This window comes from Stenotrophomonas sp. TWI819 (genome assembly GCF_039673075.1).
GTDB lineage: Bacteria > Pseudomonadota > Gammaproteobacteria > Xanthomonadales > Xanthomonadaceae > Stenotrophomonas > Stenotrophomonas rhizophila_B.
Genome location: NZ_JBDJKY010000003.1, coordinates 260,816 through 276,720 on the forward strand (window position 1 = coordinate 260,816; position 15,905 = coordinate 276,720).

10 protein-coding genes and 1 tRNA gene are annotated in these 15,905 nt (G+C 63.3%); 1 reads left to right on the top strand and 10 read right to left on the bottom strand.

Features of this window, described 5'->3' with window-relative positions; genetic code table 11:
- Positions 1 to 52: 52 nt before the first annotated feature.
- Positions 53 to 2,083: an excinuclease ABC subunit UvrB gene (uvrB, locus tag ABE463_RS06020; protein WP_313211232.1), complete on the bottom strand. Its 2,031-nt coding sequence runs from the start codon at positions 2,081 to 2,083 to the stop codon at positions 53 to 55.
- Between the two features lie 198 nt (positions 2,084 to 2,281).
- Here uvrB and ABE463_RS06025 point away from each other — a divergent pair, with 198 nt between their 5' ends.
- Positions 2,282 to 2,773 (top strand): GspH/FimT family pseudopilin, encoded by a 492-nt coding sequence (locus tag ABE463_RS06025; RefSeq protein WP_346467538.1) that lies wholly within the window; start codon positions 2,282 to 2,284, stop codon positions 2,771 to 2,773.
- Between the two features lie 71 nt (positions 2,774 to 2,844).
- Here ABE463_RS06025 and ABE463_RS06030 read toward each other — a convergent pair.
- From ABE463_RS06030 to ABE463_RS06070, 9 genes are all read right to left on the bottom strand, one after another.
- A tRNA-Asn gene (locus ABE463_RS06030) sits at positions 2,845 to 2,921 on the bottom strand.
- Positions 2,922 to 2,991: 70 nt separating this feature from the next.
- Complete coding sequence (locus ABE463_RS06035) at positions 2,992 to 3,408, bottom strand: type IV pilin protein (protein WP_259260242.1); 417 nt, start codon at positions 3,406 to 3,408, stop codon at positions 2,992 to 2,994.
- 23 nt (positions 3,409 to 3,431) lie between these two features.
- Positions 3,432 to 8,015 (bottom strand): PilC/PilY family type IV pilus protein, encoded by a 4,584-nt coding sequence (locus ABE463_RS06040; RefSeq protein WP_346467539.1) that lies wholly within the window; start codon positions 8,013 to 8,015, stop codon positions 3,432 to 3,434.
- Entirely contained in the window at positions 8,012 to 8,497 is a 486-nt protein-coding gene (locus tag ABE463_RS06045) for a PilX N-terminal domain-containing pilus assembly protein (protein ID WP_259260239.1), read from the bottom strand. Before ABE463_RS06045 ends, ABE463_RS06040 begins: the two co-directional genes overlap by 4 nt.
- A gap of 7 nt (positions 8,498 to 8,504) precedes the next feature.
- Positions 8,505 to 9,695: a PilW family protein gene (locus ABE463_RS06050; RefSeq protein ID WP_346467540.1), complete on the bottom strand. Its 1,191-nt coding sequence runs from the start codon at positions 9,693 to 9,695 to the stop codon at positions 8,505 to 8,507.
- Positions 9,695 to 10,165: a type IV pilus modification protein PilV gene (gene pilV / locus ABE463_RS06055; protein WP_346467541.1), complete on the bottom strand. Its 471-nt coding sequence runs from the start codon at positions 10,163 to 10,165 to the stop codon at positions 9,695 to 9,697. The genes ABE463_RS06050 and pilV overlap by 1 nt, the downstream gene beginning before the upstream one ends.
- On the bottom strand, positions 10,156 to 10,728 hold the full coding sequence (locus ABE463_RS06060; protein ID WP_346467542.1) for a Tfp pilus assembly protein FimT/FimU: 573 nt from the start codon (positions 10,726 to 10,728) through the stop codon (positions 10,156 to 10,158). Before ABE463_RS06060 ends, pilV begins: the two co-directional genes overlap by 10 nt.
- A 105-nt stretch (positions 10,729 to 10,833) precedes the next feature.
- A complete protein-coding gene (gene ppnN, locus ABE463_RS06065) occupies positions 10,834 to 12,222 on the bottom strand; it encodes a nucleotide 5'-monophosphate nucleosidase PpnN (protein WP_026070247.1) in 1,389 nt (462 codons plus the stop codon).
- Between the two features lie 272 nt (positions 12,223 to 12,494).
- A complete protein-coding gene (locus ABE463_RS06070; protein WP_346467543.1) occupies positions 12,495 to 15,746 on the bottom strand; it encodes a carboxypeptidase regulatory-like domain-containing protein in 3,252 nt (1,083 codons plus the stop codon).
- Positions 15,747 to 15,905 lie beyond the last annotated feature (159 nt).

The following is a 15,905-nucleotide window of genomic DNA, read 5'->3' on the forward strand; positions in this document are numbered from 1 at the left end:
ACGCCCCCTGGAAAGCGCAACACTTTTGTGAAGATATTTCACAACGCGTTGTTCAGCCCAGACTGGCCTCCTTCAACTGACGGATCTGATCGCGCACGCGGGCGGCATCTTCGAACTCCAGATCGCGGGCGTGCTGGTACATCTGCTGCTCCAGCGCCTGCAGGCGCTTGGCGATCTGGGCCGGCTCCATCGTGCGGTAGTCGGTGGACTCTTCGGCCACGCGCCCGCCCTTGCCTTTGCCCTTCCCTTTGCCGCGCGACTCTTTCTCTGCCGCTTCCGAACGCGCACCTTCGAGCACATCGGTGATCGGACGCAGCACCGACTTGGGCACGATGCCGTGCAGTTCGTTGTATTCGACCTGCTTGGCGCGGCGGCGGTCGGTCTCGTCGATCGCCGCCTGCATCGAGCGGGTCATCTTGTCCGCATAGAGGATCGCCTTGCCGCGCAGATTGCGTGCGGCACGGCCGATGGTCTGGATCAGCGAACCGGTCGAACGCAGGAAACCTTCCTTGTCGGCGTCAAGGATCGCCACCAGCGATACCTCCGGCATGTCCAGGCCTTCGCGCAGCAGGTTGATGCCGACCAGCACATCGAACTTGCCCAGACGCAGATCGCGGATGATCTCCACACGTTCCACCGTGTCGATATCCGAGTGCAGGTAACGCACGCGGATGCCATGTTCAGTCAGGTACTCGGTGAGGTTTTCGGCCATGCGCTTGGTCAACGTGGTGACCAGCACGCGGTCGCCGAGCTTGATGCGCTCGTTGACCTCGGACATCAAGTCATCGACCTGGGTGCCGACCGGACGGATCTCGACCACCGGATCGATCAGGCCGGTCGGGCGCACCACCAGTTCGGTGATCTCGCCTTCGGTTTCGCGCAGCTCGTACGGCCCCGGCGTGGCCGAGACATAGATGCTGCGCGGGCAACGCTCTTCCCACTCTTCGAAACGCAGCGGGCGGTTGTCCAATGCCGACGGCAGGCGGAAACCGAACTCGACCAGGGTTTCCTTGCGCGAGCGGTCGCCTTTGAACATCGCGCCGATCTGTGGAATGGTCACGTGCGATTCGTCGATCACCAGCAGCGCGTCCGGCGGCAGGTAGTCGAACAGCGTTGGCGGCGGATCGCCGGCGTTCTTGCCGGTGAGATGGCGCGAGTAGTTCTCGATGCCGTTGCAGTAGCCGACCTCGGCCATCATCTCCAGATCGAACTGGGTACGCTGCGCCAGGCGCTGCGCTTCCACCAGTTTGTTCTGCTCGTACAACTGCTCAAGGCGGACCTTCAATTCCGCCTTGATCGTGTCCACCGCCGACAGCACACGCTCGCGGGTGGTCGCGTAGTGGGTCTTGGGATAGATCGTGTAGCGCATCATCTTGCGCAGGCTTTCGCCGGTCAGCGGATCGAACATGCTGATCTGCTCGACCTCGCCCTCGAAGAGTTCGATACGCACTGCTTCACTGTCCGATTCGGCCGGGAACACATCGATCACTTCGCCGCGCACGCGGAAGGTGCCACGGTGCAGTTCGAACTCGTTGCGGGTGTACTGCAGCTGGGTCAGGTGCTTGATCAGCTCGCGCTGGTCGATCCGCTCACCGGTGGAGAGGATCAGGCGCATCGACAGATAATCCTCGGGCGCGCCGAGGCCGTAGATCGCCGACACCGTCGCCACCACGATCGCATCCGGGCGCGACAGCAGGGTCTTCGTCGCCGCCAGGCGCATCTGCTCGATGTGCTCGTTGATCGAACTGTCCTTCTCGATGAAGGTGTCCGACGAAGGCACATACGCCTCGGGCTGGTAGTAATCGTAGTAGCTGACGAAATACTCGACCGCGTTGTGCGGGAAGAACGACTTGAACTCACCGTACAGCTGCGCCGCCAGGGTCTTGTTCGGCGCCATCACCAGGGTGGGCTTCTGCACCCGCTGGATCACGTTGGCGACCGTGTAGGTCTTGCCGGAACCAGTAACGCCGAGCAGGGTCTGCTTGGCGATGCCCGCCTCGAAGTTGGCGGTCAGTTTCTCGATGGCCGCCGGTTGGTCGCCCGCCGGCGAATACGGGGATTCAAGTTGGAAACGATCGCTCATGATGCCGCCACTGCCGGGAAGCCTCCAGTATAACGGCCGGGTTGGTGACGGCCGGTTGAGGGAAGGGCCGACACCAAAACGCGGCATGAACCGGCAGCCTCGGGATCGTCAGGCGGCCACAGTGAAGCTCGCCCGCACGGACGGATCCTCTTCGTGGACCACCCCCGCCCCCTGCCCCGCCCGGCCAGCTGCGCCGGCGTGACACTGATCCAGGCACTGATCGCGATGGCCGTTCTGGCCATCCTGACCGGCATGGCGCTGCCGGCCTTGCAGCAGACCCGGGACCGCCTCCAGGCTGACAGCCTGCGCATGCAACTGGCCTCGGCACTGGCCACGGCTCGCAACACGGCGATCACCGAGCGGCGCCGGATCGCGGTCTGCCCGACCGAGGACGGTGTCCGTTGCGGACGCGACTGGAGCCGGGGCTGGATGCTGTATCGGCATGTCGAGGGCGCCACGGGGCAGACCCCGCCACCCGCGCCGATTCTGGTACATCAGCACACGCGCACACGGCTGAGCGCCTTTGGCAGCGCCCATAAACCCACGATCCAGTTCCGACCGGATGGTCAATTGAACGGCAGCAACCAGTCGGTCATTTTCTGCCTGGAAGGTCTCTCCCAGGGCAAGGTCGTGGTCAGCCGGACGGGCCGGGTGCGGAGCGAGCGTCCGCGGCGGCCCACGGCCTGTTGAATCCACCCCGGACCTGGGATCCGCATCCTAGAAAAGACAAAAGCCGCGATTGCTCGCGGCTTTTGCAGATCTGGCGCCCGAAGTTGGACTCGAACCAACGACCCCCTGATTAACAGTCAAGTGCTCTAACCGGCTGAGCTATTCGGGCGGGGTGCGCATTCTAGCCAGCATCTGCGGTGGGATGCAAGTAGTCCACGACGCGCGCTCGCCGAGAGGCGTCACCAGCAACCTGACACCACCGTTTCAGCCGGTGTCTTGCGCCCCGCCTGATCCAGCGACAACGTGCCGCACTTGTCGTTGGCCTGGCTGCCGCCCTCGACCGGAACAGCCTGGATACCGAACGTGCTGGCCGTGGGATCCTTGTCGAAACCCAGCGTGTAACGTGCCGTGCCTTCGCGCGGCGACTGGGCAAACGCAAGCGTGGCGGCGGCGTAGGTATTCTGCACCGTGTGATAGCGCTCCAGGTTCTGGGCCAGTTCGACCAGATCCGCCTTCGCCTGAGCGCGTCGGGATTTCCGTACGGATTCCTGGTACGCCGGTAGCGCCACGGTCGCCAGGATGGCCACCACGGCCACCGTGATCATCAGCTCAATCAGGGTGAAGCCGGTGACGCGGCGGCGGTAGGCTGTCTGCATGGGTGCTCTCGTCATGAAGGTCATCAGCGCACCTGCCGCCAGGACTGGCGTCCGCAGGGGCGCGGCATGTACAGCGGATCGGCATTGCCCGTGCGCAGCACGTAGGTACATATGTCGCTCTTGAGCAGGTCGTCCAGACCACAGTCGGCATCGGCCGGGTCGCACTTCTGCAGCTTGTTGTTCGGCACGAAGATGTCGTTGCCATCCATAGGTGGCCCGTTGGTGACCTGGCCGCCACTGGTCAACTTCGCACCCGCGCAGTTGCCCGTGCAGAGCGGATCGCCCCCTGGTGTATCGCTCAGTCCGCCCAATGCACCGGCGCCGGTGAGCAGGTCCACGGAATATCGCCAGTTGATGCCACCACCGCCGCCGCAGATCGCTTGGCCGGGCACGTAAGTATTAAAGATCACCGAGCCGCTCTGGATACGTGGGTTGCCAACGAAGCGCTCCCCATCCACTGCCCCACTTACGATCAGATCGAAATACCAGCCGCGCCTGCTCACATAGCTGACCGCGTTGGCGCTGACATAGCGGAAGCCATCATCCGCCTCGGATATCTGCTGGCCGACCAGATCATCCCGCCCCCCCACGGGGGCAACCAGGTTGTCCCAGACACTGTAAATCGACTGGATCGGCGAACTCGAACTGACGGCGTTGTCGTCGCTGGCGAAATACTGTCCGGTCCCGAACACAATGTTGTAGCCACGACCGGCTGCCCGGGAGATCTCGAATCCGCCGGTGATCGGCTGGGCCACGCCATTACGCGTGGCGGTAAACAACGGTGCGCCACTGTAGGAAACCCCCCAGTTGGCGGGGTTGGGATCGCGCAGGTCGAACTTCCACAGGTTGCCCTGCATGTCACCACCGTAGACCGTATCGGCGATGCGGTTGTTGTTGCTGGCCGCCACCGCCACGACATTCATCAGGCCGTTGCGCAGCGCGTAGCCCCCACCGCTTGGCGAGAGACGGTTGAGCACCTCGCCGGTCTGAATGTCGACCACGAACAGTACCGGCTTGCCACTGGACGAGTTGACGCCGTTACCGAAGATCGCCACGAAGCGCGGTGCGGCATTGGCATTCGCCCCGCTGACTGGAACGATAATCGGCTTACCCAGTGCGAAGCCCATATCAGAATCGGTTTTGCCTGACAGCTCCCACAGCACATTGTCCTTGGTGAATCCGGTGGGGTTGCTCACGTTCAGTGCGAACATCGACCCGTTGCCCACTGCGGCCGCATTCGGCGCGCGGTTGGCGCCGCCCGCACCGGTCGAACCGACCAGCACGGTGTGCCAGGCATCACCGTAATAGACGTCGGACGAGGCCAGCGCGCCATCCACGTAATACCGATGCGAGTAGCTGGGGTTGGCCAGTTCCGCCATGTGCTGCAGCGACGACGACGGGATGAAGGCCAACACCTCACTGCCTGCACTGGCGCCCGTGGACGCGTCGAAGCCGTGCAACATGCCGTCATTGGCGCCCACGTACAGCATCGTCGGCGGACCGCCCGCACTCTTCTTGGCCGTCAGGTAGGCGCGGTAGCGAGTGCCCAGCGTCGCCTTCCACGCCGGCGTGGTGGTCCAGGATCCGTAACCGAAATTATCGGCCGTGGAGACGATCTCCGTCGTGGAGTTGACGATGTCGCCCAAGATGGCGCTTCGCGAACGGAAACCACTGATGGCCGAGCCCTTCAGGTAGTTCACCAGATCGGCCACGGTATGCGAGCCGAACCAGTTGGGCACGGAACTGCTGAAGCCCAGGTTGCCCAACTGCGCTTCTCGATCGGCGCCGGGGATGTTGTTGGCCTCGAACGGGGCCGCCGCCACCGGCACCAGCGTGCCACTGCCATTGACCGTGGTCGGCGCGGTAGCCATGACGATGTTGCGACCACTGGAGCTCATCTTGGTCGACGCGCGCCACAGCACATCACCATTGGCGCCCAGCGCGCCCACCTTGGTGGCCACTACATCGCCGGTCCAGTCGTTGGTACCCGAGGGAACCTTGTAGCTGGCCGATACCGTGAACGAGCCGGTGCTGATGCGCGAACCGGTGCCACCACCGCCGACCGGGGCGTCGCCCTCGGCGGCGCTTTCAAAGATCGCCTCCAGCGCCGCCTTCAGCTTGGCCGGGTTGCGGGCCAGGAAGTAATTGTCCGGCACGCCGGCCTCCCGGGTGTCCCATTTGCCACTGGGCACGCCGTACTTGGCCGCGTACCACAACGGGCTCTGCAACTGATTGGCCTGGGCGCCGCTGAGCTTGTAGCGGACCACCGAAGGCTTGGTCCAGTCATTGGGGGGATTCTCGGTGGAGCTGATCACAGACCCGTTGCTGTTGCCGGGACGCAGCAGCAGGCGCTGCACGTTGCTGGCCGCGTTGGAGCCGACGATGGTGTAGCCGGTCAGCATCGCATTGCCCGCATACGCCGACAGATTCTCAAGGCGGACAAGTACCTCGTCCTCACCGATGGTCGCATTCAACAACTGGTTGGAGCAGACCGCGTTGTTGGGTGAACGCCAGCACATGTCGGCGATGCCGGCCTTGTCGCCACACGCCGCGCCGACGCAGTAGCTCATCATCGTCACGACGTCATTGTCATGATCGTTGCCCCACAGCGAATCCTCCCAGACCAGCGAGAAGCTGCCGGACTTGCCATCGGCACGGTACGGGCGGCCATAGATGTGTTTGGGCGCGACCGACGCTTCTTTGGTGCCGATGCCAACCGAGCCGAGGAAGCAGCTGCGCCACCCGGCATCGGCCGCCTTGGCGCCACCGGTGTTGTTGGCCTGGCACAGCGGCGACAGCGAGATGGTGCCGCCGGCAACGCTGATGTCGAACTTGGGCAGGTTCTCGGCCATGGCCACGGTGTACGTGGTCGCAGTGACCTTGTAGTCCGCCGGCTTGCCGGCCAGGCCCGGACGCAGATCAGTTTCTGCCGCCGCCTTGGACAGACCGGCGAGGAGGTAGCTGCCCTCCGTGGACGGAATGTCCGGGCAGATGCCGCGGACCAGACTGAGCTGGTTGACGGTCAGCGCCTGACAGATGTCTTCGTGGGTATTGATGGAGGCATAGCGGGCGGTGGCGCCGACGCGACCGGCCAGATAGCTTTTCCCATTGATGCCCTCCGCCGCGCCCAGCGCATCGGTGGCCGACTCCGCCGTAGCAAGGTGGGGCACGGCTCCGACGTTGTCGCTGTCGAAGGACGGCAGGCCCGACGACATCACCAGAATGTTGCAGGTTGCACAGTACGAGTTGCCACCCTCTGCAGGGCTGCGGTACGGATCTTTCCACGTCACGCCCACCGGCAGCCCGGACAGATCGCCGGTGTCGCCGTACACCTTGGTGCCGGCGCCCACGTAGCGAAGTGCCTCGGCGTACATCTCGGCCAGCGGGTTACCCCAGGCGCTGCACTTTTTCGCTTTGTCGCCCGTTGCACCGGGATCCAGCAGATTGCCGCGGTCGCCGAAGCCCTGGCGATTGAGGATGCTGTAGTCGTTGCAGTCGTTCCAGTTATTGCTCCAGTTCCACTGGTCAATGCGGAAATTGGACATCGTATTGATGATGCCCTCGGTGCCGCTGTTGCGCGCCAGACACAGCTGACCCGTGGCGAGATTGATTTCATCACCGGTATCGCACAGCTTGGCGCCATTGCCGGCGATCTTGCCGATGTTCCGGCGCAGGACGCCGCCATCGCGCGGGCTGGAGTAGGTGCCGCTCACCAGGCCGAAGCGCAGGCGACCACTTTCACCATAGGTCTGCAGCAATCCACTGGGCTTGTAATGATCGGTGGTGCCGTCGTTGTACTTGCGGCAGAAGCTCTCACGATGGCTGTTCTGGCCGGGATCGCAGACTTCCACGCGCACGGTGTAATCCACCACGGCCTTGGGCGTATCCGCGCTACCCTCGCCACTGCGGTTGACACCACACTGATACGACGCCGTCGACGCCCATTCGGACCAGTTGCCGCCGGCCACACGCATCAATGGAGCCCCACCGGCACTGATGCTGGCGTTGCAGAACGAGGCGCTCGCGGTCAGCGGCGTGAACTTGCCGATGTCCGAACCGGTGTAGACCTTGACCCACGCATGCAGGTCATTGGGGATCTGCGCACGCTCGATCACGGTCTTGTTGGCGTCGTCGGTGGAACGCTGTCCGCCATAAAGCACGTAGCGCATGACGTCCAGCCGGCTCATCGTGACCCAGTTGAGGAAGTTCCCCGACCACGCACCACCGCACTCATGCTTGTTGGTACCCGTCGCTTCACCCGACGCCTTGAACACGCTGCTCGCGTAGCCGTAGCAAAGGTTTGAATCGAAGTAGCCGGAGTATGAGAACTTGTCCTGGTAGGTGGTATCGATGATCTTGTCATCGTCCAGATCGCTGTAATCGCTGTAGGCCTTGTTGAACAGCTGCTCGTCGCGCGACATCACCATCATCATCAACGGTGGCTGGCTCTGCTTGGTATAGAGCGGCTCCTGCGCGATGTCATAGTCGCCCAGCGCGGCGCGCAGGGGCACCACGCGGCTGAGCAGGAAGCCCACCGCGAGCACGACGAAGCCGATGCGCAATCCGTTGATGGCGCGCTTGCTGAGAGGGAAGCGGTCAGAAGTCATGGGATATAGATCGTGTCGACGACCGCACTGGCCGAGGGATTGTCCGGGTCATCACTGGCCAGCGCCGTGATCTGATAGATGTTGCCGGTGTCTTCGTTCTCGCGACCACCGAGGCCGCCGCCACTGCCCGCGGTTACGCATTTGTCCATGCGTCGGGTGTAGCTGGCCTGCGCATCGGTAGTGCCGTCGGCCCAGGTCAGCGGATCGAAAATCGGGCTGCACTCTTCCTGATCGGCGCTGTAGGTTCCACCTGCCGCCAGTTGCGTCTCGATCGTGCTTTCCATCGAGCGCGCATCCGCTTCGGCATTCTGGAAGGCCAGGTTGGTACGCAGATAGTTGGCGGCCATGCGCTCCTGCATGCCGGTCACCTGCATCCCGGCAATCCCGAGCAGGGCCAGCAGGATCAGGATGATCAGGGCCACGTACAGCACGGCGCCGTTCTGACGACGAGGTGCGGTGAAAGGCTTGCGACGCGATGCCATGATGACCTCAGTTGCCATAGAGGCGGTTACGTACCGCGATCGTGGTCTGGTAAACCGTACGGAACCTGCCGTCCCTGGGGGTCGTGAACGTCACGCCCACGGCGGTGAGCGCCGCATCGGCCGTGGCCTGCGCAGCTGCCGACGGGTCCGGGCTTTCCAGCAACAGCCCCAGCTGCACCGCACCGACGCGGCGCCAGGCTGCATCCGCTGGCGCGAGCGAATCCTGCACGTCCGCTGCGGTGCCCTGACGGTCGATGAAGCCGCTGGGCGCCGCCGTGGCACTCAGCGAGTGATCCTGACCATAGAGCAGCTGCATGTTGCGCACGCCTTCAACCAACGGCTCCGGCGCCTCTGCGACCAGTGCAGCACCCGGCTTGGCACTGAAGCGCACCCGATACAGCGAACTCTGCCGCGTCGTCGCATCGTATCCAATGTAATAGACCACGCTCTCGGCCCGATACAGAACGGCCTGGCCAGCCGTGTAGATCGAGGTGAAGCTGGTGGTGTTGTTGGGCGCGGTGTTGAAGGTGACCGAGCCGCCGGTGCCGCTCACGGCACTGGCCTGGAACAACGTGGCCGACGTACAGTCGGCGACACCAAACAGCCCCGGCTCCTTCACTCCGCTCTGCAGAACAGCCCACCGCGTACTGTCGAAGGAGAACCCGGGCTTGTCATCGGTACCGGTGATCGCAGTCACCGGCACACCATCGGGAACGAGGAAACGCAACGCAACGATGTCGCTGCCGTCGACACGGTTGGTGAGCGCGTCGGCATATTCGGACGGCAGTGCAGGGCTGTAATCCACGCTGCCGGTCGTCGGTGTCGCGGTCAGCGTCAGCGGGTCGCCCGGTTTGGTGTCGATGGCCTCGAATCCCTGGATGGACTGCGCGAAGTCCAGCGCCGGGTGCCCCGCCGCGGCAAATGTCGTGTGCAACGAGCCGGGATTCCGGGTGTTGTGACTCTGGTCATTCACGCAGCCGAAATGGCCGGCCATGCGCAGATCGCGCTGCAGGAAATCCATGGCGAAGCGCCCGTTCTCCTGCACGCGCGCCAGACCTTCGGACAGGCGCGAAGCAGTACGCGACGCAGCAAATACCTGCATCAGCCCCAGCAACAACACCAGACCGATGACCATGGCGATCATCAGTTCAACCAGCGACAGACCCACGCTGGTGCGTTGAAAAGCAGGCGGGCGCATCACAGCCGGGTCCTCGCCGAGAAGGTGGTATCGGCGGCATCGAGCCAACGCTCGTCACCCCAGCTCACGTTGACCGTGATCTCGTCGCCATTGCGGGTCACGCTGGCACTGGCCTCATCGCCGAGCGCCTTCCCCAGCCGGCAGCGCCAATCGGTCATGTACATGTCCTTGGTGATGTCCGCACCGGTGGGCGAAACGCAATCGGCGGCCTTGGTCGTTGCCGCGTAGGTGCCTACGAAGCCGTCGGCGGTGATCCGGTTGATGCGGATCTGATCCAGCAGCTCGTAACTGAGGTTGGTTGCCTGGGTGCGGAAGTTCGCGCTCTGCACGAACCGCACGTTCATGGTCTGCAGCAGTGCAAACCCGAGCAGGCCGATGCTCATCACCACGATCGCGATCAACACCTCGATCATGGTGAAACCGCCCTGCCCCGCGCGCGGTGCCCGAAGAAGTCTTCGCGTCACTTGCAACTCTCCCGCTCTACGCGAACCTGCCCGATGGCCGACAGCCGCAGCGTGCGCTGCAGGGGCTGGTCGCCGCATTCGTCGGGCTTGAGGGTGATGTCCAGCGCCGTCGCGGCGCGGTTGCGACCGCGGCCATCGAAGGCCACCGTCAGGTTGTCCTCGCTGCCCAGCATCTTGGGCGAACCGGCTGAATAGCGCAGGACCGGCTCCTCGGCGTCGAAGGTGCCGCTGCCATCGGCATCGGACCAGACCATCCAGCCGGCGCCCCAGCTGTCGCCATTGCATGCACTGCCGTCGGAGGAGGCGCATACCCCGGCGCCGCGGGTGTTTTTCAACGCCTCGCTACGCGCCAGCGCCAGCGAAGCCATCAGTTCATTGGTCGTGGTGGCGGCGCGGTTTGAGCGCAGCACCCCCTGGAAGCTCGGCATGCCAAGCGTGATCAGGATGGCAAGCACCGCGATGGTGACCATCAACTCGATCAGTGTGAAGCCGTTGGACCGGCGCAAAGACATGAAACGCTCCCCAGCGTTGATGACACAGACGATGAACGTCCTGCCGCCGGTCAGCAAGCAGCGGCAGGACGAACGGTCGCCCGGAGGCGACAGGCGTCAATCCGTTGACACAGAACACAGCCGGCGGCAGGCCCCCTGCCCGCCGCCAGCCCGGTCAGGGCCTCAGGCCATGACCTTGTAGCAGGGCTGGTACTCGCCCGAGATCTTCATGCGGCGCTGCTCGACGAAGGCGCGCAGCAGCTCATCCAGGGCCTGCATCATGTCCGCATCGCCATGAATCTCGAACGGACCGAACTGCTCGATGCGGCGCATGCCGTCTTCCTTGACGTTGCCGGCCACGATGCCGGAGAACGCGCGCCGCAGGTCCGCGGCCAGGGCATGCGGCGGACGGCCGTGGTGCAGATCCAACGAGGCCATCGCCTCGTGGGTCGGCACGAACGGCTGCTGGTACTCCCACGGAATCTCGATGGACCAGTTGAAGAAGAACGAGTCCTTCTGCGCCAGGCGGTGCTCGCGCACGCGCTTGATGCCCTGGGCCATCTTGCGGGCGACGTTGACCGGGTCGCCGATGATGATCTCGTAGCGGCTGGCCGCCTCTTCGCCCAGGGTGAGGCGGATGAAGCGGTCGATCTGCTCGAAGTACGGCGCCGCCACGGTCGGGCCGGTCAGGATCAGCGGGAACGGCAGGTCTTTGTTCTCCTCGCGCAGCAGGATGCCCAGCAGATACAGGATCTCCTCGGCCGTGCCGACACCGCCGGCAAACACGATGATGCCGTGCCCGATGCGCACGAACGCTTCGAGACGCTTCTCGATGTCCGGCATGATCACCAGGTGGTTCACGATCGGGTTCGGCGACTCGGCGGCGATGATGCCCGGCTCGGTCAGGCCGATGTAGCGCGTGGTGGTCTTGCGCTGCTTGGCATGGGCGATGGTGGCGCCCTTCATCGGCCCCTTCATCGCGCCCGGTCCGCAACCGGTGCAGATGTCCAGCCCGCGCAGGCCCAGCTCGTAGCCGACCTGCTTGGTGTACAGATACTCATCGCGGCCGATCGAGTGGCCGCCCCAGCAGACGACCAGGTTCGGGTCGCCCGGGTTGAGGATGCGCGCGTTGCGCAGCAGCCCGAACACCGCGTTGGTGATGCCCTCGGACGACTCCAGCTCCGCCGCGTACGCAGGGCCCATCTCGATGGCCATGTAGGCCAGGTCGCGGACCACGGCGAACAGCAGCTCGGCCACGCCGCGGATGATCTCGCCATCCACGAAGGCCATCGCCGGGGCGTTGACCAGGTCGATGCGGACGCCGCGGTCCTGCTGGGCCACCTGGATATCGAAATCGGGATACAGATCGCGCGCCGCGCGCGGATCGTCCGAGGCGCTGCCACTGGTCAGCACGGCCAGCGCGCAGCGGCGCAGCAGCTCGTGCATGCCACCACCGGACGCATCACGCAGGCGCGCCACTTCCGCGCGCGACAACACATCCAGCCCACCGCGCGGGTAGATCCGCGCGTCCTGCACCGGCAGCGTACGCGCCGGCTTTTCGTTGATCGTCATGTCCATCTTGTTCGCTTTCCTCAAGGTTACCGACTGTACCGCTGCCCCCTTAAAAAGCAAAACGGCCGGGAAACCCGACCGTTTGGATGTGTCCTGACCGCGACAGGGGCACTGGGCCGTCGCAATTGCGCTGATTTCCGCTCAACCCATTGAAGATACATTCTGGCTGCAGCCTTGGCAAGGGGTCCGATGCAACACGGCGCCAGGCGCCCAAAAAGAAAGCGGCCGGGTTTCCCCGGCCGCGTCCATTTACTGCTTCAGGTGCTGACGGATCAGAACTTGTACTTCAGGGTCACCTGCATCGACCAGCGCGACACACCGGTGTTGCCCTTGTCGTTGTTGTTTTCCTGGATCGACGAGTTGTCGGTACGCCCAGTGAAGTTGTACAGGTACTTACCGGTAGCCGGGTCGATACCCGAGTAGTTGGCAACGCGACGGGTGGCGTAGAAACCGTAATCGTCGATCAGACCCCACTTCTTGTTGAGCAGATTGCCGACATTCATGATGTCCAGCGCGATCTCGCCCTTGTGGCTCTTCACGAAGCCCGGGAACTCCTGGCTGATACGAACATCGAAACTGTTGACCCACTTGGCACGGTGCTCATTTGCCGGAACCACGCTGCCACGGTAGGCATCGAGCTCTGGATTCTTCGCCAGCCAATCGAAGAACTGCTTCTCCATCGCCGCGCCGCCGGTGAACAGCACGTCACCCGGGCCCTTCGGAACGTAGAACAGATCGTTGGTAGCTGCACCGTCGCCGTTCACATCGTTGTAGAACACGTAGCTGTACGGACGACCCGAACGGCCTTCATAGAACAAGCCGACGCGGGTGGCATTGTCACCGAAGAAGTTGTGCTTCCACTCCATGGTGCCGGTAATGCGGTCCTTGATCGCGTAGCGTGAGTTGTACGCAACGTTGTCGTTGGCGTTCAGGCTCAGCGTGTTGTTCCAGTTCGAGGTGTTCTGCGAGCTGGACAGCGGGCTCACTTCCTTCGCCTGGGTGTAGGTATAACCCAGCGACCAGCCCCAGTTCTCGGTCAGCGGCTTGGCCAGCGCGAACGTCGCCTGGGAACCACGCCCCTTGTCGGTGTTGCGCAGCAGGATGACGTCGCCGATATCACCCGGACGGTTGACGCGGTCGCCCGGGCAGGTCTGATCGGTGACCTCGCAGGCGCGACCATTCTTCTGGCCAGCCTGCATGCCGTTGCTGCCAGCATTGGCACCATTCATGCCGAAGTCGTTCCAGTACAGCGCACGGCCGTCCTGACCAACTGAGCGGTTGGTGTTCGGGGTCATGACGTCCAGACGATCGAAGTACAGACCATCCTTGACCTTGGTGACCAGCAGCTCGGCCGAGGCCACGATGCCGTACCACGGCAGCTCATGATCGAAGGCCAGGTTGGCCTTCCAAACCGACGGCAAACGGGTACCCGGAGCGATCAGGTCGACGTTCTGGCGGGCCGAGGCCAGCGACGGGTCCGGGATGAACGGATTGTCAGCATCGAAGCTGAAGCCACCCGGGTTGCGGGTCAGATTGTACTCGGCGTAGTTCAGACCGGTGTTCTGGTACGCGCCGGCGAGCCATACGTTCGGGGCCGCGCCGCCGAACAGGCCCACGCCACCGCGCAGCTGGGTCGGACGATCGCTATCGAAGGTGTAGTTGAACCCGACGCGCGGCTGGAACAGCTCCTTGTCCACCAGCTTGGTGTTGTTGAAGCCGTACAGCTGCTCGATACGCGGGTTGTAAAGGCGCTGGGTGCTGAAGTCCGGCATGTCAACGCGAACGCCGAACATCAGGCTCAGGTTGTAGTTGATCGCCCAAGTATCCTGGATGAACAGACCCGTATTCTTCAGATGGAACTTCGCCGGAATGTCCGCCAGGCTGCCGCCATCACGTGGCACACGCACCTGATACGCGGACGGGGTGCCCGCTTCGAACGCAGCCAAATTGGCGAACTCGTACGCGCCGTACAGGTTGCGGCCGTAGAAATTCATCAGGTCGTTGTCGGTGTAGTCGAAGCCGAACTTGACGGTGTGGTCGCCGACATACCAGGTGCCGGCACCGAAGGCGCTCAGCTCCTTCGACTCGACCAGGTTGGTGTGGGTGTTCTGCTCGGTACCCAGGTACAGCGAGTTGCTGCCGAAGCGGACGCGCATCTGCGGCAGGTGCGAAGCTGCGACGCGGTTGGACGAATAGTCCTTGTGGGAGACCTTGAACTCGGTCGAGAAGTTCTCGGACCAGTCACTGAACAGCTCACCCATCCAGGTTTCATACTCGGTCGGCTGGGTGTACCAGAAGTCGCTCAGCGAGATTTCGCTGCTGCTGACCTTCGGGAAACGCACCACGTCCTGCTGCATCTTGTTGTAGCGCAGGGCCGCACGGTGATTTTCGTTGATGTTCCAGTCCAGCTTGACCGCGTATTCTTCGATCTCGGTCTTGTTGTTCAGCGCACCTACGCCGCCGACCTGATAGCCAAGATCAGACATGCGCTTCTGGACACGAGCGATATCTGCATCGCTGATGCCGCCGGTCTTGTTATACGGGCTTTCGCCAAGGCTGACACCACCGCCGCTACGCTCATACTTCTCGTAGTTGGTGAAGAAGAACAGCTTGTCCTTGACCAGCGGGCCGCCGAAGGTCATGCCATAGGTCTTCTCGTCTTCAAAGCCGTTGAAGTCCTCCTTGTCGCCTTCCAGACGCGAACGGACCATGTCCTTGTCGCGGTAGGAACCGTAGACGGTGCCATGGAATTCGTTGGTGCCCGACTTGGTCACGGCATTGATCACCGCACCAGTACCGCCGGCGATGGTAGTGTCGTAGTTGGCCAGGTCGATGTTGATTTCCTGGATGGCGTCCATCGACACCGGCTGACGCTCGGTCGGCAGGTTGTTGGAGCCCAGGCCGAACGGATCGGAGGCGCTGATGCCGTCAATGCGGATGGCGTTGTAACGGGTGTTCTGGCCGCCAGCCGAGATCGCGCCGTCAGCCTTGCTGACCTGCGAGATGCGCGGGTCCAGACGCACGTAATCCTGGATGTTGCGGTTCGCGGACGGCAGCGCGTCCATCGTTTCGCGGGTCACGTTGGAGCCGGTGCCCATCTTGGTCGCGCTGAAGACATCCAGGCCGCCAGCAACGGCGACGACGTTGACGGCATCCAGGTTGGTGGCCGCGATGTCACCCGCCAGGTTGGCGTTGATCGTGTTCACCTGGTTCAGGTTGAGGTACACACCCTCTTCCGTCTTGGTACCTTCACCGGACTTGTTGATGGTGATGGTGTACGGACCACCCACGCGCAGGCCGCGCGCGTTGTAGCGACCCGATGCATCGGTCGTAGCGCGGCTGACCGTGCCCGACTCGGTGTGCGTGATGGTGACTTCGGCACCAGCGACAGGCGCGCCTGCAGCGCTCGTAACCTGACCGCCGACACCGGCAGAGGTGCTCTGGGCGAAGGCGGGAGCGGCGGCAAGTGCAGCCACGAGACCAAGCGTCAGCTTGGACATCCGGAGACAACGGGAGTGGGTCATTGGGGAGTAGCCTCGATGCGAGATTGGCGATGGCGGAGAAAAAAACGCGCCCAAGCAGCCTTGCTGGCGGCTGACTGGACTTTTATCTGGGTTCCCTAGCCGCGAGCTGGTTTCAGCCGCAACGGTTAACACTAGATTAACACGGTAACCTCGGATTGT

Bases quoted from the DNA above. Each gene is read 5' to 3' on its own strand.
- uvrB (WP_313211232.1), bottom strand. From the start codon at position 2,083: ATGAGCGATCGTTTCCAACTTGAATCCCCGTATTCGCCGGCGGGCGAC.
- ABE463_RS06035 (WP_259260242.1), bottom strand. From the start codon at position 3,408: ATGCAGACAGCCTACCGCCGCCGCGTCACCGGCTTCACCCTGATTGAG.
- ABE463_RS06040 (WP_346467539.1), bottom strand. From the start codon at position 8,015: ATGACTTCTGACCGCTTCCCTCTCAGCAAGCGCGCCATCAACGGATTG.
- ABE463_RS06045 (WP_259260239.1), bottom strand. From the start codon at position 8,497: ATGGCATCGCGTCGCAAGCCTTTCACCGCACCTCGTCGTCAGAACGGC.
- ABE463_RS06050 (WP_346467540.1), bottom strand. From the start codon at position 9,695: ATGCGCCCGCCTGCTTTTCAACGCACCAGCGTGGGTCTGTCGCTGGTT.
- ppnN (WP_026070247.1), bottom strand. From the start codon at position 12,222: ATGACGATCAACGAAAAGCCGGCGCGTACGCTGCCGGTGCAGGACGCG.
- ABE463_RS06070 (WP_346467543.1), bottom strand. From the start codon at position 15,746: ATGACCCACTCCCGTTGTCTCCGGATGTCCAAGCTGACGCTTGGTCTC.